This window comes from Actinokineospora sp. NPDC051303, from assembly GCF_055586285.1.
The window spans coordinates 89,509-112,233 of the sequence record NZ_JBVJIN010000006.1; the positions used below are offsets into that span (position 1 = coordinate 89,509).

Sequence of the window (22,725 nt, forward strand, 5' to 3'; positions counted from 1 at the left end):
GACCTCGGCAACTAAGGGTGTGAGCGAGACACTGGAAGGACCGGTGGCCGACCAGGCGCGGCCGCCACAGCATCCCCCGCCCAAGAGCAGGGCAGGCGCCGCGGCCGAGTTCGAGAAGGTTTATCGGGCGCACGTCGGCACGATCACCGCGTACTTCGCGCGAAGAAGCGCCGAGCCGCAGACGGTGGCCGACCTGACCGCGGACACGTTCGTCCAGGCGATCACGTCGTTCGGCACGTTCGACCCGGCCAAGGGCACCGCGCGGGCCTGGCTGATCGGCATCGCCAGCCGGGTGTTCGCCCGGCACTGCGCGGCGCACAGCCAGCGCAGGGACAGCGCGCTGCGGCTGGCCGGGCAGCGGGCGCTGGACGCCGACGAGCTCGGCGACCTGGTGGACCGCATCGACGCCGAGCAGGCGGGCAGCGCCCTGCTCACCAGACTGGCCGAACTGCCCCGGCTCGACCGCGAGGTCGTGGAGCTGGTGGATCTAGTCGGCCTACGCCCGAAGGAAGCCGCCGACGCGCTGGGCGTCTCGGCGGGCGCCGTGCGCATCCGACTGTTCCGGGCTCGGACGAAACTACGGAAATCAGCGGAGATGACTCAGTGATGACCAAGTTCGAGGATCAGCTTTTCGACGACCTGATGCGCGTCCACGGTTCCGCGCTCGACACCGTCCCGGCGGTTCGGGGGCGGCGTGGCGTCGGCCGCCCGCTGGGCATCGCGGGCGCGGCGCTCGCGGTGGCGGGCGCGGTGGCGCTGAGCAGCACGCTGCTCACCGGAGCACCCGCCGCCTACGCGGTCACCAAGGACGCGGACGGCAAGGTGACCGTGTCGATCGCCGACATCACCGGCGTCGCGGGCGCGAACGAGGAACTGCGCAGGCTGGGCGTGCGCGCGGTCGCCGTCCCGACCCGCGCCGGATGCGTCGACGTCGGCTCCCTCCCGGTCGACACCAGCGCCCCCAGCGCCCCCACCGAGTCGGTGGTGGACGAGACGGCGAACGGTGCCACAGTGACCTTCGACGCGGCGGGCATCCCCGAGGGCAGCACCCTGCTGCTGTCGGCGGCCACCCCCGCGGGCGGCGTCACCCTGAGCATGGCCCTGATCAAGGGCGCCGCGCCGGACTGCGTGAGCATGCCCGCGCTGCCCCCACTGGACCACGACTCGGCAGGCGAGCGCGCCGTCGACGTCCAGCCGGGAAAGCCCGCGTCCGGCCACACCGAACAGGGCGGCAAGTGAACCGTCGATAACCGGGGGAATGCCCTGGGGTGAGCGCCGCGCGTCGCCCCAGGGCGCTCCAGCGCCGAGCGCTGCGGTGAAGCGGCGAAGCGGTGTTTCCCAATACTCCGGTGTTAGCGCGTATGTCTCCTTATATCGCCGAAATAGATTAGTGATCTAGGCCATTCTGGGCGGGGGTGTGATCCAGGTATCGTGACCAGTGGGGAAGGGGGCGCGGTCACGGTGGATCGCGAGGGGCCACCGGTCGACCGCGCACAGCTCATTTCGGTGCGGATCGCACTGAGTCGCCGCTGTCGACGTGGCGTGGTCTGGTCGGATGACCATCCGAAACGTGCCCGTTTCCAGGCCGATCGTCACTGGACAGAGCGGAACGGGGGCTGTTTTGCGCGTGCGCATACTTGGTCCGATCGAGGTCACGGGGGACTACGAGCCAGTCGTGCTCGGAGGGCTCAAGCAGCGGGCGACATTAGGGGTGCTCGCGCTCAACGCCAACCGCGTGGTTCCGGTGACCGCGATCGCGCGGTCGCTGTGGTTCGGTGACCGCGCGCCGTCGTCCGCCCGCAAGATCGTGCAGAACTCGGTGTGGGCGCTGCGCCGCACGGTCACCATGGTGCCGGGGCTGTCGTTGATCACTCGCAGCCCCGGCTACCTCTTATCCGTGCCCGAGGACGAGATCGATCTGGGGCGCTTCCGCGCGCTCGCGGCCGCGGGCCGGGAGCGGCTGGCCGAGCGCCGCCTGCAGGAGGGCGCCGAGCTGCTGCGGCAGGCGCTGGCCCTCTGGCGCGGACACGCCTTGGCCGACGTGGAGGAGGCGGGCCTGGACTGGCCGGAGCTGGTGACCTTGCGGGACAGCAGGCTCGACGCGATGGAGGACTTCTTCGACGCCCAGCTCGGCTGCGGCATGCACCGCTCGGCGCTGTCCGAGCTGACCCTCGCCGTCGAGGAGCACCCCACCCGCGAGCGCCTGGTCGGCCAGCTGATGCTGGCCCTCTACCGCTGCGGCAGGCACCAGGAGGCGCTGGCGGTCTACCGGGGGCTGCGCGCCTCCCTGATGGAGGAGCAGGGCCTGGAGCCCAGCCGGGCGCTGCGGGACCTGGAGCAGTCGATCCTCGCGCACGACCCCGACCTCGCCCACGTCGCCACCGGCGTCCCGGCCGCCGCGATCACGGTCGTCGGGCCCGCCCGGGCCGAGACGGCGGCGCCCGCCGCGCCGCTGATCCCGACCCCGAGGCCGGTGCTGAACCCGGTCGCGGCCGACCACGCCGGGCCGGGCGCGGGCGCCGCGGCGCGGGCGGAGCGCGAGACCGCCAGGACCGTCGCCGACGTGCTCGCCGCAGAGCGCAAGGACATCAGCGTCCTGATGGTGCGGGTGGCCCCCGCCGACACGGTCGCGGGCGACGTCGAGGACGTCGCCGCCGCCGTCGGCCGGGCCGCGGGCGTCGTCGCCGCCGAGGTCGCCAGGCTCGGCGGCGCGGTCTCCGGCACCGCGGGCAACCTCACCGTCGCCTACTTCGGCCTGGAACGGATACGGGAGGACGACCCGGAGCGTGCCGTGCGCGCCGCCGTCGCCGTCCGCGACCGGCTCGACCCCGCCGCCGTGGTCGTGCGCGCCGCGGTCGCCAGCGGCGAGATCCTGCTGCGCCACCAGGGCGACGGCGACGCCGCCGTCGCGGGCGCCGTCGTCGACAACTGCCACGCCCTGCTGGACTCCCAGGCCGGTTCCGGCATCCGGGTGTGCGGGCTGACCTGGGAGTGCTCGTCGGCCGCTGTCGTGTTCGCCGACGCCCCGCGAAGCCACGGCGGTCCCGACTCGGACGACCGGGGCCGGGTCGCCCTCGCCGTCCGGGCGCAGCGGCTCGACCCGCACGTGGCCCCGCTGCTGGAGCGCGACCAGGAGCTGGCCGAGCTGTGGCGCACGCTGGAGTCCACCGCCCGCACCCGCCGCCCGCACCTGGTGACCGTGGTGGGCGAGCCCGGCCTGGGCAAGTCGCGCCTGGTGGTGGCCGAGTTCGGCAGGATCGCCGCGCGAGACGCGGGCCAGGTCGTCCACTTCACGCAGGCCGACAGCTTCGGCGCCGACGACGACCTCGGCGCGGCCGCCCAGTTGCTGCGCGCCCACTGCGGCGTCCGCGCCGGTGACGACCGCGCCGTCACCGTGGACAAGGTCGCCGCGGCGGTGAGCGCGCTCACGGGTTCGGTCGAGGACACCGGGTGGCTGCTGGCCCGCCTGCTGCCGCTGGTGCTGTCCACGGAGCCGGGCGGGCACCCCGTTGGCGAGGTGGTCACCGCGGTGTGCCGAGTCCTGGAGGCCGCCGCCGCCCGGCAGCCGCTCGTCGTTGTCGTCGACGACGCGCACCTGGCCGGGGACGCCCTGCTCGACCTGCTGCGCACGCTGGCCGAGTCGGTGAGCCCGGTGCCGCTGATGCTGGTCGTGGCCGCCCGGCCGGAACTGCTGGCGCGCCGCCCCGACTGGACCGCGATCCGCGCGCCGGGCAAGACCATCCGCCTGGAGCGCCTCTCGGACGGCGCCGTGGAGCGGCTGACCGAGCAGCTGGGGGTCGACCATGGGCTGCACGTGGACAAGACCGCGATGGACGAGGGCGCCGCGGCCGACGCCGACCGGTTCTGCGCGGCGCTGACGTCGGTCGTCGCGGGGAACCCGAGGTGGGTGGTGGAGTTCGCCCGCCTGTTCTGGGACACGGTCGAGGAGTACCTGCAGCAGGCCGTCCCGGCCCAGAAGTCGGGCGGGTGCGCGATCGACGCGGGGGCCAGGCTGGTCCCGCACTGGGTGCAGCGCGTCATCGCGGCCCGCCTGGACACGCTGTCCGCACCCGCCAAGGCCGTGCTGCGCGCGGCGGCGGTCATCGGCGACCGGGTCCGCGCGGGCGCCGTCGCCGCCCTGGCCGACTGGGAGCCGGGCTGGGTGGCCGAGCGGCTGGACGAGTTGGTCGCCGCGGGCGTGCTGGTCCCGGTCGACGGGCGCCGGGCGGAGCGGGTCCTGGCTTTCGGCAACCCGCTGATCCGGCACATCGCCTACTGGCAGATCCCCCGTGCCCGGCGCGCCGACATGCACCGGGCGGTGGCGACCTGGCTGCGCGCCAACACCCCCGACGACCTGACCGCCCTCGCCGAGCACTACGGGCAGGCGATGGCCGGGCCGGAGGCGGGCGCCGAGGTGGCCGCCGAAGCCAAGCAGGTGTTGCTGGAGTCCTCCCGCGACGCCGTCGAGCACGGGGACTTCCGCTCGGTCGCCGAGCACTACGCCCTGATCAACAATCCACGCGCGGCCTGGTACCCGGCGCGCCTGGACCGGGTCATGCTCGACTGGTGGGCGATGTTGAGTTCGGTGGACCAGGTCATCGACCTGCTGCCCAGGGCAGGCGCGGGCTTCCAGTACGCCGACCTGGCGGCCGCGGAGCCGTGCGGCGCCGCCCGTGAGGGCTGAGCGGTCGGCAACCGCTCAGCCCCCTACGCGGTCAGCGCTGTTCGAGCCCGAGCAGGGCGGCCAACGCGCCCGGCGCGGTGTCGCCGGTCCACGGCGTCGCCGAGACCAGCGGGTGCCCCTCGGGCAGCGGCACTGCCCCGTCGCCGGTCACCGCGGCGATGTCGGGGGCCAGCGCGGGCAGCAGGCCTGCCAGGACCGCCCCTGCCGCGCCCGGCGCGGCCAACGCGACACAGCCCAGGGCCGCCACCGTCGGCACCAGCATCGCCAGTTCGCTGACCAGCGCGGCCTGGTCGCCCGCCGCGAGCCCCGCCTCGGTGGCCAGCAACGGGAAGATCACCAGCGCCACCCGCGCGCCGTCGGGACCGGGCACTCCGATCGGCGGCAGCGGAGCCATCACCCGGTTGGCCGCCGCACGGGCCAGGATCGCCTCGGCGGTCTCCACCGGCAGCCTGCCGAACGCGGGGTCGAACCGGCGCAGCGCCTCGGCGTCCGGGAACGGCGTCAGGTACCCGACGACGACGTCGGCGGCCGGAGCGGGCGGCTGCTCGCCGCGGTGCTGGACGACGTCCCCCCGCAGGGCGCCGAGACCGGACAGCGGGTGCGCCAGGTGCGCGGTGTCCTGGGCTCGCACGACCTCGCACGCGCCCCGCAGACCGGTTTCGATCTGGGTGATCTCGGCGTCGGTGAGGTGGATCGACGGCGCCAGCCGCAGCGTGGTCACCGCGCTGCCGGTGGGCTGGGTGCGGATGTTGTGCGCGTGCAGCAGGTACGCCGACAGCACGTAGCCCAGGGTGCCGGTCAGCGACCGGTCGCGCAGGAACGGCGCGGCCGAGCCGGACTGGTCGGCGAACTCGATCCCGAGGAACAGCCCCCGCCCGCGCACGTCGGCGACGACGTCCGGGTAGTCGGCCCGCACCCGCTCCAGGGCGGCGCGCAGGGCGGCGCCGCGCTCGGCCGCGCTCCGGTACGCGGCGCCGTCGTCGGCTTCGAGCATCTCGACCACCTCGGCGCCGATGGCGCTGGAGAACCCGTCCTTGGCGAAGGTCGAGCTGTGCAGCAGTTCGAACTCCCGCCGGTAGTGCGACTGGCGCACCAGCATCGCCGAGATTTTCGCCAGACCGCCGCCGAGCGCCTTCGACAGCACGTAGTAGTCCCCGCGCAAGCCGATGCCCGTCGCGGCGAGCAGGGCGCCGGTGCGGCCCATGCCGCTCTGGATCTCGTCGACGATGACCGGGGCGCCCGCGGCGTCGGCCTCGTGCCGCAGCGCCTGGGCGAACGCCGCGTCCACCTCGTGCACGCCGCCCTCGCCCTGGATGGGCTCCACCAAAAACGCGCCCACGGTCGGGAACGGCCGCTCGACCACCTCGACCCGGCCGTTGGCCACGGTCAGCGCCAACGCCGAGCGCCGCGCGTCGGCGACCGCGGCCTTGAGCGCGGCCGGGTCGTTGCGCGGGACGAAGCGGGCCTGCCCGGCCAGGCCCGCGAACGGGGCCCGGAAGGCGGGGTTGTGGGTGAGCTGGACGCTGCCCATGAGCTTGCCGTGGAAGCCGCCCTCGACGGCGAAGAACACCGGGGCAGCGGCGACCAGCTGTTCGTTGTGCTCGGCGACCGCCGACGCCAGGGCCGCCAGGGACGCGTCCTCGGCCAGGTCGAGCGCGGTCAGCGCGGACTCGGCGGGCTCGGCGCCGCCCGCGGCCACCCGGGTGTTCTCGGCGGCCACCCCGGCCATCAGCGTGGTGATCGTGATCTGGCGGACCAACTCCGCGTGCTTGACCGCGGCCTCGATCGCCTCGGCTCCGCTGTTGCCGAAGACCGCGAGATAGGGCTCGTCGTCGCCGTGCTCGCGGCGGATCGCGGCGTTGAGCGCCGCGGCGAGCCGGGTGGCCTCCGGGCGCGGGGAAAACTGGGCGAGCACGGGCACCCCCTCGGCCAGCAGTTCGGTCGCCCGCGCGACCAGGCGCGGGTGGTTGTGCCCGAACAGCAGTGAGCCGAAGCCGCCGGAGCAGTCCAGCACCGGGATCTCGGCGCCGTCGGCGCCCCGGCGGAACAGCGTGTTCCCGCTCGCCCGGACGTAGTCGACGTCGAACCCGATAGAGATCAGCAGGTCCCGCAGGTACGGCTCGGCGAACTCACCGGATGGGCGCGCTGACTCGGTTGCCATTGGTGTCTCCACGTTCTGGTGCTCGGCGCGCCGCACGGACGCGGTAAGGGGATGCCGCCACGCTAGGCCGAGCCTATTCGGGACCGGTAAAAATGCCTCCAAAATCCGTCCACGAACTGTTCTGAAAACGTCCTTAAACAGTTGATTACCGCTTTGAGGACATTCTCGGGGCCGGGCTGGATACGTTTGTCGAGGCGGTGCTTCTCTGCGGTGGAAAGGGTCCCCATGTCGAGCGAGGCGAAACTCCGCGACGCCCTCAAGCAGGCGATCGCGGGCACCCGCGCAGCGCAGCGCAGGCTGCGTGAGGTCGAGGACGCGGCGGCTGAGCCGATCGCGATCGTCGGCATGGCCTGTCGCTATCCGGGCGGCGTCAGCACTCCGGAACAGCTGTGGGACGTGGTCAGCCAGGGCGTCGACGCGGTGACGGAGTTCCCCACCGACCGCGGCTGGCCCGCCGACCTGCACGACCCCGACCCGGACGCGGCGGGCAAGTCGCTGACCCGCCACGGCGGTTTCCTCGACCGGGCCGCCGACTTCGACGCCGACTTCTTCGGCGTGTCCCCGCGGGAGGCCCTGGCGATGGACCCCCAGCAGCGGCTGCTGCTGGAGGTCGCGCACGAGGCCGTCGAGCGCGCGGGCATCGACCCCGCCGCGCTGCGCGGCACCCGCACGGGGGTGTTCACCGGCGTGATGTACCACGACTACGCCACCCGGGTTCGCCGCGTGCCGCGTGAGCTGGAGGGCTATGTCGGGTACGGCAACGCGGGCAGCGTCGCCTCCGGCCGCATCTCCTACACGTTCGGGTTCGAGGGCCCCGCGGTCACGGTGGACACGGCGTGCTCGTCGTCGCTGCTGGCGATCCACCTGGCCGCGCAGTCGCTGCGCCGGGGCGAGTCGACCCTGGCGCTCGCGGGCGGTGTCACGGTGATGGCCACCCCCGCCACCTACGTGGAGTTCTCCCGGCAGCGGGCGCTGTCGCCGGACGGGCGCTGCAAGCCGTTCGCCGACGCGGCCGACGGCACTGGCTGGTCGGAGGGCGCCGGTCTGCTGCTGCTGGAGAAGCTGTCGGACGCCAAGCGCAACGGCCACCCGATCCTCGCCGTCGTGCGCGGGTCCGCGGTCAACCAGGACGGCGCCTCCACCGGCCTCACCGCCCCCAACGGGCCGGCGCAGCAGCGGGTGATCCGCGACGCGCTGGCCGACGCCCGGCTCACCGCCGCCGACATCGACCTGATCGAGGCGCACGGGACCGGCACCCGCCTCGGCGACCCGATCGAGGCGCAGGCCCTGCTGGCCACCTACGGCCAGGACCGCGCGGAAGGCCGTCCGGCGTGGCTGGGCTCGTTCAAGTCCAACGTCGGCCACACCCAGGCCGCGGCTGGCGTCGGCGGCGTGATCAAGGTTGTGCTGGCGATGCGGCACGGTGTGCTGCCTAGGACGCTGCACGTGGACGAGCCGTCCCGGCTGGTCGACTGGGACGCTGGCGACGTGCGGCTGCTAACCGAGCAGCGCGCCTGGCCGGAGACCGGCGCCCCGCGCCGGGCCGCGGTCTCGTCGTTCGGCGTCTCGGGCACCAACGCCCACGCCATCATCGAACTCTTCGACGCGGCCGACGAGCGCGCCGACGAACCAGCCCAGGTCCCGGCCGCGCTGGCGTGGCCGGTGTCCGGCCGCGACGCGGGCGCCTTGCGCGACAACGCCTCCGCTCTGCTCGCCTTCGCTGAGAACTCGGCCGACAGCGCAGCCGACATCGCCGCGGCGCTGGCCGCCCGGCCCGCGATGGCCCACCGCGCCGCCGCGGTCGGCGCCGACCGGGACGCGCTGCTCGCCGCGCTGCGCGACCTGGTCGCGGGCCCGCCCGTGCCCGCCGCCCTGGACGCGGCCGACCCGGTGTTTGTTTTTCCGGGTCAGGGGGCGCAGTGGGTGGGGATGGCGGTGGAGTTGCGTGGGGTGAGTCGGGTTTTTGATGAGTCGTTGGTGGAGTGTGGTGCGGTTTTTTCGGGTTTGGTTGATTGGGATTTGGATGAGGTGTTGTCGGGGTGGGGGGTGTTGGATCGGGTTGATGTTGTTCAGCCGGTGTTGTTTGCGGTGATGGTGTCGTTGGCGCGGGTGTGGGAGTCGTTGGGGGTTCGGCCTGGGGTTGTGGTGGGTCATTCGCAGGGTGAGATTGCTGCGGCTGTGGTTGCGGGGGTGTTGTCGCTTGAGGATGGGGCGCGGGTGGTGTGTTTGCGTTCTCGGGCGTTGGGGGCGGTTACGGGTGTTGGTGGGATGGTGTCGTTGGGTGTTTCTGGGGTGGTTGCTGGGGGTTTGGTTGGTCGGTGGGGTGGTCGGGTTTCGGTTGCTGCGTTGAATGGTCCGGCTGCGTGTGTGGTGGCTGGTGATGTGGATGCGTTGGATGAGTTGGTGGTCGCGGCTGAGGGGGAGGGGGTGCGGGTTCGGCGTGTTCCGGTGGATTACGCGTCGCATTCCGCACACGTCGAACGCATCAAGGATGAATTGGCCGAAGCCCTGGCCGGAATCACTCCGAAAGCGGGAACCGTGCCGCTGGTGTCCACGGTCACCGGCCAACTCATCGACGGCACCGCGATGGGCGCGGATTACTGGTACGAGAACCTGCGTAATCCCGTCCTGTTCCACCCCGTCGTGGAAAGCCTGGTCGCCCAGGGGCACCGCGCGTTCGTCGAGGTGAGCGCTCACCCGGTGCTGACCATGGGCGTCCAGGACGTCCTCGACGCCGCGGGCGGGGGCTCCGCCGTCGGCACCCTGCGCCGCGACAGCGGCTCGCTCGCCCAGGTCCTCACCTCCGCCGCCGAGCTGCACAGCCGCGGCGTCGCCATCGAGTGGCCGCTGCCCGCGAGTTCCCGCCCGGTGGCGCTGCCCACCTACGCGTTCCAGCGCACCCGCTACTGGATGACGGGCGCGGCTGGGGCCGACGCGGGCGGGCTGGGCCTGCGCGAGGTCGGGCACCCGCTGCTCGGCGCGGCCGTGCACCTCGCGGGCCGCGACGAGATCGTCTTCACGACCGCGCTGACCGCCGACGCCACCGGGTCCGCCCCGCTGCACGGAGTCGACGTGCTGCCCTCGGCCGTGCTGGTGGAGTTGGCCGCCCGCGCCGGGGCGGAACTGGGGCTGGGCGCGGTCCGCGAGCTGACCACGCGCGCCCCGCTCGTGCTCCCCGAGTCCGGCTTCGTCCGGTTGCAGGTCTCCCTCGCCGCCCCCGAACCGGGCGGGGACCGCCAAGTGCGGGTGCATTCGCGCGCCGACGACGACAGCCCGTGGGTCGCGCACGCCGAGGGCGTCCTGACCGCCGACGACCAGTCCGCGCCCGCCGCGATCACCGCGTGGCCGCCCGCGGGCGCCGTCCCCGCCGACCTGGACCTGGCCGACGACGCCCTCGACGCCCGCGGCGTCGGCCACGCCGCCTCGGCCCAGGCGGTCACCGCCCTGTGGACCACCCCAGCAGGCGTGGCCGCCGAGCTGCGTCTGCCGGAGGCGGTCGCCACCGACGGCTACGCGCTGCACCCGCTGCTGTGGGACGCCGTCGCCCGGCTCGTGCTGGGCGCGCACGCCGACGGCTCGGTCGTCGGCACGTGGCGCGGGGCCCGTCTGTTCGCCACCGGCGCGGACGTCCTGCGCGTCGAGGCGACCAGGTCCGGGGACGGCTACGCCGTGCGCGGCCACGACGCCGCCGGTGCTGCCGTGCTCGACATCGCGGCCGCCGTGCCCGCCGCGGTCGAGCCCAGCGAGGTGCATGCCCGCGCCGCCACCGACTCCCTGTTCACCATCGAGTGGGAGCCGGCCGCCACTCCCGACGTCGGTTCGGCCGTCGCGCCGGAGGAAACCTGGGTCACCCTCGACGTGACTCGCGCGGCCGACTGGGCTGACGCGGCGGCCGCCGCCCCGGTCGCCGTCGCCGCCCTGACCCCCGCCCCGGGTGTCCGCACCGCGGCGGTAGCCCTCGACCTGCTGCGCGCCTGGATCGCGGACGAGCGGCTGGCGGACACCCGGCTGGTCCTCACCACGACCCTGGCCGCCGGGCCGGACGCCACCGACACCGACGCCACCGCCGTCTGGGGTCTGGTGCGTTCGGCGCAGAACGAGCACCCGGGCCGCTTCGTTCTCGTTGACCTCGACGGCGACCCCGCCGCGGCGTCCGCGCTCCCGGCCGTCCTCGCCTCCGGTGAGCCGCAGGCCCGCGTCCGCGGCGGCCAGATCACCGCCCCCCGGCTGACCCGCGTGGCCGGGGGCGCCGCCCCGACCTGGTCCGGCACCGTGTTGGTGACCGGCGGCACCGGGGCGCTGGGCGCGCTGGTGGCCCGCCACCTCGTCACCGAGCACGGCGTGCGCGGCCTGGTCCTGGTCAGCCGGGCGGGCATGGACGCCCCCGGCGCCGCCGACCTCGCCGCCGACCTGACCGCGGCGGGCGCCGCCGTCACGGTCGCCGCGGCCGACGCCGCCGACGCCGACGCGCTCGCCGCGGTCATCGACGCCCTCCCCGCCGACACCTCGGTGACCGCCGTGGTGCACGCCGCCGCCGTCCTCGACGACGGGCTGCTCGCCGACCTGACCGTCGACCGGCTCGACGTCGCCCTGCGGGCCAAGGCTGACTCCGCCTGGGCGCTGCACCGCGCGACCGCCCACCTCGACCTCGACGCGTTCGTGGTGTTCTCCGCCCTGGCGGGCGTGCTCGGCACCCCGGGCCAGGCCGGGTACGCCGCGGCCAACGCCGCCGTCGAGGGCCTGGCCTGCCACCGCGCCGCCCTCGGCCTGCCCGCGACGGCCATCGCCTGGGCGCCCTGGGCGCTGCCGACCGGGGTCACCGGCGACTGGGGCGCGACCGAGTGGGCGCGGCTGTCCCGCGCGGGTTTCGGCCCGATCACCGCCGACGCTGGCCCTGCGCTGCTCGACGCCGCGGTCGGCAGCGGCGCCGCGGTCGTGGTCGCCGCTCCGCTCGACGCGGTCGCCGCCCGCGCCGCCGCCGCCACCGCCCCGCTGCTGCGCGGCCTGTTCCCCGCGACGAAACGCCGCGTCTCCCGCACCGCGCAGGCCGGGGGCCCGCTGCTGTCCCGGCTGGCCGCGATCGCGGCGGCCGACCGGCTCGCCGAGGTCCGCTCGGTCGTGCTGGCCGAGGTCGCGGCCGTGCTCGGCCATCCCGACCCGGCCGCCCTGCGCCCCGACCGGCCCTTCGCCGATCTCGGGTTCGACTCGCTGACCGGAGTCGACCTGCGCAACCGGCTCGCCGCAGGGACCGGCGTCCGGCTGCCCGCATCGATGGTGTTCGACTACCCGACCCCGGACGCGCTGGCCGAGTTCCTGCTGTCGGAGGCGCTCGGCTCCGAGCGGGAGACCGACACCGTCACGGCCACCGCCCTGTCCGACGAGCCGATCGCCATCGTCGGCATGGCGTGCCGCTATCCCGGCGGCGTCGCCTCCGCGGACGATCTGTGGCGGCTCGTGCTCGACGGCGCCGACGCCATCACCCCGTTCCCCACCGACCGCGGCTGGGACACCGACGCGATCTACGACCCGGACCCCGACAAGTCCGGCACCACCTACACCAGGCACGGCGGGTTCCTCGCCGACGCGGCGCTGTTCGACGCCGACTTCTTCGGCGTCTCACCGCGCGAGGCGACCGCCATGGACCCGCAGCAGCGGCTGCTGCTGGAGGTCGCGTGGGAGTCGCTTGAGCACGCGGGCATCGACCCGGCCGCGTTGCGCGGCAGCCGCACCGGGGTCTTCGCGGGCGTCGCGGGCCAGTCCTACGTGGGGGTCGACGGCGGGCCCGAGGAGTTCGAGGGCTATTTCATGACCGGCAGCCTGGGCGCCGTCGCGTCCGGCCGGGTGTCCTACTCGTTCGGGTTCGAAGGTCCGGCGGTCACGGTGGACACGGCGTGCTCGTCGTCGCTGCTGGCGATCCACTTGGCGGCGCAGTCGCTGCGCCAGGGGGAGTCGACGCTGGCCCTGGCCGGTGGCGCCACGGTCATCGGGAGCCCGTTCTCCTTCATCGAGTTCGCCCGCCAGCGCGGTCTGGCCGCGGACGGCCGCTGCAAGCCGTTCGCGGAGGGCGCCGACGGCATCGGCTGGTCGGAAGGGGTCGGTCTGGTCGTGCTGGAGCGGTTGTCGGACGCGCGCCGCAACGGCCACGAGGTGCTGGCCGTGTTGCGTGGGTCCGCGGTCAACCAGGACGGCGCCTCCAACGGCCTCACCGCGCCCAGCGGCCCCGCGCAGCAGCGGGTCATCCGCCAGGCGCTGGCCAACGCCCGGCTCGCCCCGCACGAGGTCGACCTGGTGGAGGCGCACGGCACCGGCACCCCGCTGGGGGACCCGATCGAGGCCCAAGCCCTGCTCGCCACCTACGGCCGCGACCGCGACCACGGCCGCCCGCTGCGCCTGGGGTCGCTGAAGTCCAACATCGGCCACCCGGCCGCGGCCGCTGGCGTCGGTGGCGTGATCAAGGCCGTGCAGGCGCTGCGGCACGGCGTCATGCCGCCCACCCTGCACGCCGACACCCCGTCGACGCTGGTGGACTGGACGGCTGGCTCGGTCGAGCTCCTGGCGGAGGGCGTCGCCTGGCCGGAGACGGGCGCGCCGCGCCGGGCCGCGGTGTCGGCGTTCGGCGTCAGCGGCACCAACGTGCACGCCGTCCTGGAGCAGGCGCCCGCCCGCGCCGAGACCGAGCGCGGCGAGACCCCGCCGGTCCTGCCGCTGGTCGTGACCGCCCGGTCGGCGCGGGCACTGGGCGAGCGGGCCCGCGATCTGGCCGAGCTGCTGGAGCGGCGCCCCGAGGTCGCCCTCGCCGACCTCGCCACCTCGCTGGCGACCACCCGCTCGATTCTGGAGCACCGCGCCGTCGTCGTCGCGGCCGACCGCGACGACGCCGCGACAGCGCTGCGCGAGCTTTCCACCTCCGGTGCCCGGACCACTCCGGCGACCCCGGCTGATCCGGTGTTTGTTTTTCCGGGTCAGGGGGCGCAGTGGGTGGGGATGGCGGTGGAGTTGCGTGGGGTGAGTCGGGTTTTTGATGAGTCGTTGGTGGAGTGTGGTGCGGTTTTTTCGGGTTTGGTTGATTGGGATTTGGATGAGGTGTTGTCGGGGTGGGGGGTGTTGGATCGGGTTGATGTTGTTCAGCCGGTGTTGTTTGCGGTGATGGTGTCGTTGGCGCGGGTGTGGGAGTCGTTGGGGGTTCGGCCTGGGGTTGTGGTGGGTCATTCGCAGGGTGAGATTGCTGCGGCTGTGGTTGCGGGGGTGTTGTCGCTTGAGGATGGGGCGCGGGTGGTGTGTTTGCGTTCTCGGGCGTTGGGGGCGGTTACGGGTGTTGGTGGGATGGTGTCGTTGGGTGTTTCTGGGGTGGTTGCTGGGGGTTTGGTTGGTCGGTGGGGTGGTCGGGTTTCGGTTGCGGCGTTGAATGGTCCGGCTGCGTGTGTGGTGGCTGGTGATGTGGATGCGTTGGATGAGTTGGTTGTCGCGGCGGAGGGGGAGGGGGTGCGGGTTCGGCGTGTTCCGGTGGATTACGCGTCGCATTCCGCACACGTCGAACGCATCGAAGAGGAATTGCTCCGGCAGCTCGATGGAATCACGCCGCGCGCCGCGCGGATTCCGATGGTGTCCACTGTGACCGGTGAACCGATTGACGGCACCACTATGGGCGCCCGTTATTGGTATGAGAATCTGCGCAATCCGGTGCTGTTCCACCCTGTCGTGGAGAACTTGGTCGCCCAGGGGCGGCGCGCGTTCGTCGAGGTCAGCGCGCACCCCGTGCTGACCATGGGTGTCCAGGACACGCTCGACGCCGCGGGCGGCGGGATCGCGGCGGGCACGCTGCGCCGCGACCAGGGCGGCCTGGCCCGCCTCCTGGAGTCGGCTGGCGAGCTGTTCGCCCACGGCGTCGCCGTCGACTGGGGAGCGCTCACCATGGGCGGCCGCCGGGTCGAGCTGCCGTCGTACCCGTTCCAGCGCGAGCGGTTCTGGATGCCCCGCCGCGACACCGGCGCTCTCACCTCGTTCGGCCTCGAACCGGTCGGGCACCCGCTGCTCGGCGCCGTCGTCCCGGTCGCCGCCGCGGACGGGACGGTGTTCAGCAGCCGCATCGGCGTCGCCACCCACCCGTGGCTGGCCGACCACGCCGTGCTCGGCACCGCCATCCTCCCCGGCGCCGCCATGGTCGAGATGGCGCTGCGCGCGGGCGAGGAGGTGGGCGCCCCGGTGCTGCGCGAGCTGGTGCTGAGCGGCCCCATGGCCATCCCCGCCACCGGCGCGCTGCACGTGCAGGTCGTGGTCTCCGGCGAGACGGCGGGTGCCCGCACCGTCTCGGTGCACTCCCGCGCCGACGCCCGGTCCGCGTGGAGCCTGCACGCCGAGGGCACGCTCACCGTCGAAGACGGCGTCGAGCCTGGAAACCTGCCCTGGCCGCCCACGGGCGAGCAGGTGCCGATCGAGGGCGTCTACACCGAGATGGCCGAGCGCGGCTACCACTACGGTCCCGCGTTCCAGGGCCTCACCAACGCCTGGCGCGGCGACGACGGCGCCCTGCTCGCCACCGTCCGGCTGCCCGAGGAGGTCGCCGCGGAACACCGGGCGTTCGGGGTGCACCCCGCCCTGCTCGACGCCGCGCTGCACGTGTCGGCTTTCAGCTCGGACCAGGGCGCGGTGGGTCCGCGCGCGCTGTTCGAGTGGCGTGGCGTCCGCCTGCACGCCACCGGCCCCGCCGCCGTCCGGGTGGAACTCACCCCCCGGGACAAGGACTCGGTCGCGCTGCGACTGTCCGATGAGACCGGCGCGCCGGTGCTCACCGCCGAGGCCGTCGTGCTGCGCGAGATCACCGCGGCCCAGCTGACCGCCGCGCGCGACACCAGCCCCGTGCACGGCGTCGACTGGCTCCCGGTCGACCTCGTCCCCGGCGCCGTCCCGCGCTGGGTCGCCCTCGGCGAGCCCGCCCTGCCCGAGCTGGCGGGCTCCGAGGTCATCGAGGTCACCGAGATCGCCGAGATCGCCGCCGACCGCGAGGCCGTGGTCGCCGCCGCGCCCGACGCCGTGCTGCTCGCCGTGGCGGGCGGCGCGGACCCCGGCCCGGCCGCCCAGCGCGCCACCGCGCTGCGGCTGCTGGCCGTGCTGCGCGACTGGCTCGCTGACGAGCGCCTCACCGACATCCCGCTGGTCGTGGTGACCCGCGGCGCCGTCGCCGCCGACGGCGAGCCCATCGCCGACCTCGCCGCCGCGGGCGCGTGGGGGATGGTGCGGGCCGCGCAGGCCGAGCACCCCGGCCGGTTCGTGCTGGCGGACCTCGACGGCGACCCCGCGTCGGCCGCCGCGTTCGCGGGCGCGGTGGCCACCGGTGAGCCACAGCTGCGGCTGCGGGCGGGCGCGGCGACCGCGCCGCGCCTCGTTCGCCTCGCCGCCCCCGAGCACCCTGCCGCGCCGGACTGGTCGGGGGAGGGGACGGTCGTCATCACCGGCGGCACCGGAGTCGTCGGCGCGGCCATCGCCCGCCACCTCGCGACCGCCCACGGCGCCAGGGACCTGCTGCTGCTCAGCCGCCGCGGCCCCGATGCCCCCGGCGCGAGCGCGTTGGTCGCCGAGCTGGCCGAGGCGGGCGCGCGCGCCGAGGCCGTCGTCTGCGACGCCGCGGACCGCGACGCCCTCGCCGGGGCGCTGGCGGGCCGCCGCGTCCTGGGCGTCGTGCACGCCGCGGGCGCCCTCGACGACGGCCTGCTCACCGCGCTGACCCCCGAGCGGCTCGACGCGGTCCTGCGGCCCAAGATCGACGCGGCCTGGAACCTGCACGAGCTGACCGCGGGCCATGACCTGACCGCGTTCGTCCTGTTCTCCTCGCTCGCGGGCCTGGTCGGCAGCCCGGGCCAGTCGAACTACGCCGCGGCCAACACCCTGCTCGACGCGCTGGCCGCGCACCGGGCCTCGGTCGGCCTGCCCGCGTCCGCGCTGGCCTGGGGCCTGTGGGAGCAGACCAGCGAGATGACCGGCGGCATGAGCCGGGTCGACCTGGACCGCTTCGCCCGCACCGGGTTCAGCCTGATCTCCGCCGCCGAGGGCGCGGCCCTGTTCGACGCCGCGCTCGCCTGCGGCCGCGCCCTGTCGGTGCCCACCGGGTTCGACCCGGTTGTCGCGCGCGCCGCCGGGGCGGTGCCGCCGCTGCTGCGGGCCCTGGTCCGGGGGCCGGTCAAACGCGCGGCCGCGGTCGCCGCCGGTGGCCTGGCGGGCACGCTCGCCAACCTGCCGCCGGGGGAGGCCAAGGACGCCGTGCTCGCGGTCGTCCGCGCCGAGGCCGCCGCCGTCCTTGGCCGCTCGGGCACCGCGTCGGTCGCGGTCGACCGCCCGTTCCGCGACCTGGGCTTCGACTCGCTGACCGCGGTCGACCTGCGCAACCGGCTCACCGCGGCCACCGGGGTGCGCCTGCCCGCCACCCTGGTTTTCGACCACCCGACGCCGGTCGAGCTGGCCGAGCACCTGGTGGGCGAGATGACCGGCGGCGCGACCGCGACCACGGCGGTCGCGGCCACCGCGGCGGTGGACGACGACCCCATCGCGATCGTCGGCATGGGCTGCCGCTTCCCCGGCGGGATCGACTCGCCCGAAGACCTGTGGGCGCTGCTGGCCGAGGGCCGCGACGCCGTGTCCGCGTTCCCCACCGACCGCGGCTGGGACCTGGCCTCCGTGTACGACCCGGACCCGGAAAAGGCCGGAACCAGCTACGTCAACGAGGGCGGCTTCCTGCACGGCGCCACCGGGTTCGACGCCGGGTTCTTCGGGATCTCCCCGCGCGAGGCCGTCGCCATGGACCCGCAGCAGCGCCTGCTGCTGGAGGTCGCCTGGGAGACCCTGGAGCGCGCCGGGGTCGACCCCGCCGCCCTGCGCGGCAGCCGGACCGGGGTGTTCGCGGGGGTGATGTACCACGACTACGCCAGCCGCGCCGAGATCTCGGCCACCGACACCGAGGGCTACCTGGCCAGCGGCATCGCGGGCAGCGTCGTGTCCGGCCGGGTGTCCTACTCGTTCGGGTTCGAGGGTCCGGCGGTCACGGTGGACACGGCGTGCTCGTCGTCGCTGCTGGCGATTCACCTGGCGGCGCAGTCGCTGCGCCAGAGGGAGTCCACGCTGGCCCTGGCCGGTGGCGTGACCGTCATGTCGACGCCCGCGATGTTCATCGAGTTCTCCCGGCAGCGCGGCCTGGCCGCCGACGGCCGCTGCAAGCCGTTCGCCGCGGCGGCGGACGGCACCGGCTGGTCCGAGGGCGTCGGCCTGGTCCTGTTGGAGCGGTTGTCGGACGCGCGGCGCAACGGCCATGAGGTGCTGGCCGTGTTGCGCGGGTCCGCGGTCAACCAGGACGGCGCTTCCAACGGCCTCACCGCCCCCAACGGGCCCTCCCAGCAGCGGGTCATCCGCCAGGCCCTGGCCAACGCGGGCCTGACCACCGCCGACGTCGACCTCATCGAGGGCCACGGCACCGGCACCACCCTGGGCGACCCGATCGAGGCGCAGGCCCTGCTGGCCACCTACGGCCAGGGCCGCCCCGCCGACCGCCCCGCCTACCTGGGGTCGCTGAAGTCCAACCTGGGCCACACCCAGGCCGCCGCGGGCATCGGCGGCGTGCTCAAGGCCGTCCTCGCGATGCGCCACGGCGTGCTGCCCGCCTCCCTGCACGTGGACGCGCCCTCGCCGTTCGTGGACTGGTCGGCGGGCGCGGTCCAGGTGCTGGACAAGGCGCTGCCCTGGCCGGAGCTGGACCGCCCGCGCCGCGCCGCGGTGTCCTCGTTCGGCATCAGCGGCACCAACGCCCACGTCGTCATCGAGGGCGTGGACCCAGTCGAGCCCACGCCCGCGGGCCCGGTCGCTGATCTGCCCGTCGCCGCGTGGCCGCTGTCGGCTCGCGCCCAGCACGGCCTGGCCGCCCAGGCGGCGCGCCTGCTCGCCGCCGTCGCCGACGGGGGCGAGCTGGCGGGCGCGCGGGCGGAGGACATCGGCTTCTCCCTGGCCACCACCCGCTCCGCGCTGCCGGTGCGCGCCGTGGTGCGCGGCTCCTCGCGCGAGGAGTTGCTGGCCGGGCTCGGCGCGCTGGCCGCGGGCGCGCCGGAGCGGGTCGACCCGGGCGCGCTGGCGCTGCTGTTCAGCGGCCAGGGCGCGCAGCGCGTCGGCATGGGGCGCGAGCTGCACGCCGCGCACCCGGTCTACGCCGAGGCGTTCACCGCCGTGTGCGCCGCCTTCGACCGGCATCTGGCGCGGCCGCTCGGCGAGGTCGTGTTCGCCAAGCCCGGGTCAGACGACGCGGCGCTGCTGGACCAGACCGCCTACACCCAGCCCGCGCTGTTCGCGGTGGAGACCGCGCTGTACCGGCTGCTGGCCTCCTGGGGCGTGCGGCCGGACATGGTCGCGGGCCACTCCATCGGCGAGATCACCGCCGTGCACGTCGCCGGGGTCCTCGACCTCGATGACGCCGCCGCCCTGGTGGCCGCGCGCGGCGCGCTCATGCAGCGGCTGCCGCCCGGCGGCGCGATGGTCGCGCTGGAGGCCACCCGCGACGAGGTCGAGGCGCTGCTCGCCGGACACGCCGGGACGGTGGACATCGCCGCGGTCAACGGGCCGCGCGCGGTCGTGGTCTCCGGTGACGAGACCGCGGCGCTGGACATCGCCGCCGAGCTGGCCTCCCGCGGCCGCAGGACGCGGCGGCTGGCGGTCAGCCACGCCTTCCACTCCCACCACATGGACCCGATGCTCGCCGAGTTCGCCGAGGTCGTGGCGGGCCTGACCTTCCGGCCGCCCGCCGTCGCGGTGGTCTCCTCGGTCACCGGCCAGGTCGCCGACCTGGAGAGGCTGCGCTCGGCGGAGCACTGGCTGCGCCACGCCCGCGGCGCCGTGCTGTTCGCCGACGCCGTCAGCGCGCTGGGCGCCGCCGGTGCCACCGGATTCCTGGAGGTCGGCCCGCAGGGCGTGCTGACCGCCATGGTCCGCGACGTCCTCGACGCCGACGGCGTGACCGGATACGCCGCCGCGCCCGCCATGCGCAAGGGACGCGCCGAGACCGACACCGTGGTCGAGGCCCTCGGCGTCGCCTACGCGGTGGGCTCCACTGTGGACTGGGTGGCGTTCCACGCGGGCACCGGCGCGCGGACTGTCGCGCTGCCCACCTACGCGTTCACCCACGAGCGCTACTGGCTGGACCCGGCGCCCGCCGCCGAGCGCGCCGGGGCGGGCATGACCGCCACTGGGCACCCGCTGCTCGGCGCCGCCCTGCCGGTCGCGGGGTCCGGCGAGGCCGTGTTCACCGGCCTGCTGTCCCTTCGGGAACAGCCGTGGCTGGCCGACAACGCGGTCCTGGGCGTGCCGGTGGTGTCGGAGGCGGCGCTGGCCGAACTGGTGCTGCGGGCCGGTGACGAGGTCGGCGCGCCCGTGCTGGCCACTTTGGACACGGCGGTCCCGGTCGTGCTGCCCAAGCAGGGCGCGCTGCGCCTACAGGTGACCGTCGGCGCCGCGGCCGAGGACGGCGCCCGCGCCGTCGCGGTGTTCACCCGGCCGGACGGGGCGGACCTGGCCTGGACCGAGCACGCCCGGGGCGCCCTGGCCCCGGACCGGGGCGGCGACGCTGCCCCGGCGCCGTGGGCGCCGAGCGGATCGTCCGTGCCGCCGGAGTCCGTCGCCGAGCGGCTGGCCGCGCTGGGCCGTGACCTCGGGCCGGTCTTCACGGGAACCACCTCCCTGGTCCGAGGCGAGCAGACGCACACCGAGGTCGCCCTGCCCGACGGCGCCGACGTCGATGGCTTCGCGCTGCACCCGGCGCTGTTGGCGACCGCCCTCGCGCCGCTGCTGGCCGAAGCCCCGGCGCTGGCGGGCGTGGTCGGCTGGCGCGGGCTGCGCGTGCACGCCACCGGCGCGCGGTCGGTCCGCGCCCGGCTGACCCCGACCGGCGACGGCGCGCGGGTCGTGCTGTTCGGGGCGGACGGCGGCGTCGTCGCCACCGTCGACCGAGTCGTCGTCGCCCCGGTCGATGCGGCCGCGTTCAGCCGCGCCACCACCGACGAGCGGCTGCACACCGTCGACTGGGCCGAGGTTGCGCTCCCGGCGAGTCCGCCGGTCGCGTGGCTGGCGCTCCCCGGCTTCTCGGCGGAACCACCCGTGTCCGCCGAGGCGGCCGAGTCAGCCGAGTCAGCCGAGCCCGCCGAAACCGTGTTCTTCGCGCACCTGGCCACTGAGGGCAAGGAGCTGGCCGCGGCCGTCGCCGAGGCGTTCGCCCTGCTGCGCCGCTGGCTGGGCGACCCCGCCGCGGCGGGCGCCCGCCTCGTCGTCACCACGGCCGGTGGTCCGCCGCCCGACCAAGATCCGGTGCGCGCCGCCGTGTGGGGCGTGCTGCGGTCGGCCCAGTCCGAGCACCCGGACCGGCTCGTCGTCCTCGACGTCGACGGCCACCCGGCTTCCACCGCGGCCCTGCCCGCCGCGCTGGCCTCCGGTGAGCCCGCCCTGGTGCTACGCGCCGGTGCGGCCACCGCGCCCAGGCTGGTCCGCGCCGTCGCCGCGACCGGCGAGGTCCCGCTCGACGGCACCGCGGTCGTCATCGGCGGCACCGGCCGCGTCGGCTCCGCGGTGGCCAGGCACCTGGTCGCGCGGGGTGTGCGCAGGCTGCTGCTCGTTAGCCGCAGGGGCGCCGCCGCCCCCGGCGCCGACGCGCTCGTCGCCGAGCTGGCCGAGTCCGGGGCGCACGTCGAGGTCGTGGCCTGCGACGCCGCCGACCGCGCCGCGCTCGCCCAGGTCCTGGCCGCGGTGGACGCCGAGCACCCGGTGACGGCGGTGGCCCACGCGGCGGGCGGGTTCGCGGACGGCCCGGTCGACGTGCTCACCGACGAGCAGGTCGACCGCGTCCTCCGCGACACCGCCGCCCCCGCGTTCGCCCTCCACGAGCTGGCGCCCGACGTCCGCTGGTTCCTGGTGGTCACCTCCAGCGCCGGGGTGCTGGGCACGCCGGGGCGGGCCAACGCCGCCGCCGCGGCCGCCGCCCTCGCGGCCCTGGTTGAACAGCGACGCGCGGCGGGCCTGCCCGCTTCCGCGCTGGTGCTCGGCCCGCTGGCCGACGCGGTCGGCGACCGGGAGGCCGCCCGCCTGTCCGCGCTCGGCTTCACCACCCTGCCGACCGCGGACCTGCCCGACCTGATCGCCGCCGCCGCGGCGGGCCCGGTCGTCGCCCTCGGCCTCGACCACATCGTCCTGCGGACCGCGCAGCGGCTGCCCGCGGTGCTGCGCGGCCTGGTTCGCCCCGTCCGCCGCGTCGCGGCCCCGGCCGGTCAGTCGGCCGCCATCACCGCGCTGCCCGAGGCCGAGCGGCACCGGGTCGTGCTGGACCTGGTCCGCGGCGCCGTCGCGGGCGTCCTCGGGCACGGCTCCGCCGCCGCGGTCGGCCCGGCCACCCCGTTCCAGGAGCTGGGCATGGACTCGCTGACCGCGGTCGAACTGCGCAACCGGCTCGGCGCCGAGACCGGTGCGGCGCTGCCCGCGACCTTGGTCTTCGACAACCCCAACCCCGCCGCGATCACCCGGTTCCTGCTGGCCGAGGTGTTCACCGAACCGGGCGCCCCGTCCGTCCTCGACGAGCTGGACCGGGTCGAGGCCGGGCTGCGCGAGCTGGCCGACGGCGCCGCCCGGGCCAGGGCCGTGTCGCGGCTGCGCGCGCTGCTGGCCCGCTTCGACACCCCGGCCGGGGACACCGCCGACAACCCCGACGACGCGGGGGCGGGCATCGCCCAGGCGTCCACCGCCGAGCTGCTCGACCTCATCGACAACGAACTGGGCCGCGCGATCGGGTGACCCCCGCCGCCCCGCCGAGAACCACCAAGAGGAGCACCCCGTGGCACGCGAAGACGAGCTTGTCGACTACTTGAAATGG

General features: G+C 75.1%; 4 protein-coding genes and 1 pseudogene. 4 read left to right on the forward strand and 1 reads right to left on the reverse strand.

Features of this window, described 5'->3' with window-relative positions; all coding sequences use genetic code 11:
• Nucleotides 1–19 precede the first annotated feature (19 nt).
• The 3 genes from ACZ6SD_RS06860 (at nt 20) to ACZ6SD_RS06870 (ending at nt 4,684) form a co-directional block, all read left to right on the forward strand.
• Nucleotides 20–607 (forward strand): RNA polymerase sigma factor, encoded by a 588-nt coding sequence (locus ACZ6SD_RS06860; RefSeq protein ID WP_465315963.1) that lies wholly within the window; start codon nt 20–22, stop codon nt 605–607.
• Nucleotides 607–1,239, forward strand: coding sequence for a hypothetical protein (locus ACZ6SD_RS06865; RefSeq protein ID WP_465315964.1), 633 nt, complete (start codon nt 607–609; stop codon nt 1,237–1,239). The genes ACZ6SD_RS06860 and ACZ6SD_RS06865 overlap by 1 nt, the downstream gene beginning before the upstream one ends.
• Before the next feature lie 388 nt (nt 1,240–1,627).
• The gene (locus tag ACZ6SD_RS06870) at nt 1,628–4,684 is read left to right on the forward strand and encodes a BTAD domain-containing putative transcriptional regulator (RefSeq protein WP_465315965.1); all 3,057 of its coding nucleotides are present in this window, start codon (nt 1,628–1,630) and stop codon (nt 4,682–4,684) included.
• A 31-nt stretch (nt 4,685–4,715) separates the two neighbouring features.
• On the opposite strand, the gene ACZ6SD_RS06875 is transcribed toward ACZ6SD_RS06870, so the two are convergent.
• Nucleotides 4,716–6,845, reverse strand: a complete 2,130-nt coding sequence (locus tag ACZ6SD_RS06875) for an aspartate aminotransferase family protein (RefSeq protein ID WP_465315966.1) — start codon at nt 6,843–6,845, stop codon at nt 4,716–4,718.
• A gap of 225 nt (nt 6,846–7,070) precedes the next feature.
• Between ACZ6SD_RS06875 and ACZ6SD_RS06880 the strand changes: the two are divergent.
• A pseudogene (locus ACZ6SD_RS06880) lies at nt 7,071–22,646 on the forward strand (SDR family NAD(P)-dependent oxidoreductase); the annotation flags it as partial.
• Nucleotides 22,647–22,725 lie beyond the last annotated feature (79 nt).

Bases quoted from the DNA above. Each gene is read 5' to 3' on its own strand.
- ACZ6SD_RS06865 (WP_465315964.1), top strand. From the start codon at position 607: ATGACCAAGTTCGAGGATCAGCTTTTCGACGACCTGATGCGCGTCCAC.
- ACZ6SD_RS06875 (WP_465315966.1), bottom strand. From the start codon at position 6,845: ATGGCAACCGAGTCAGCGCGCCCATCCGGTGAGTTCGCCGAGCCGTAC.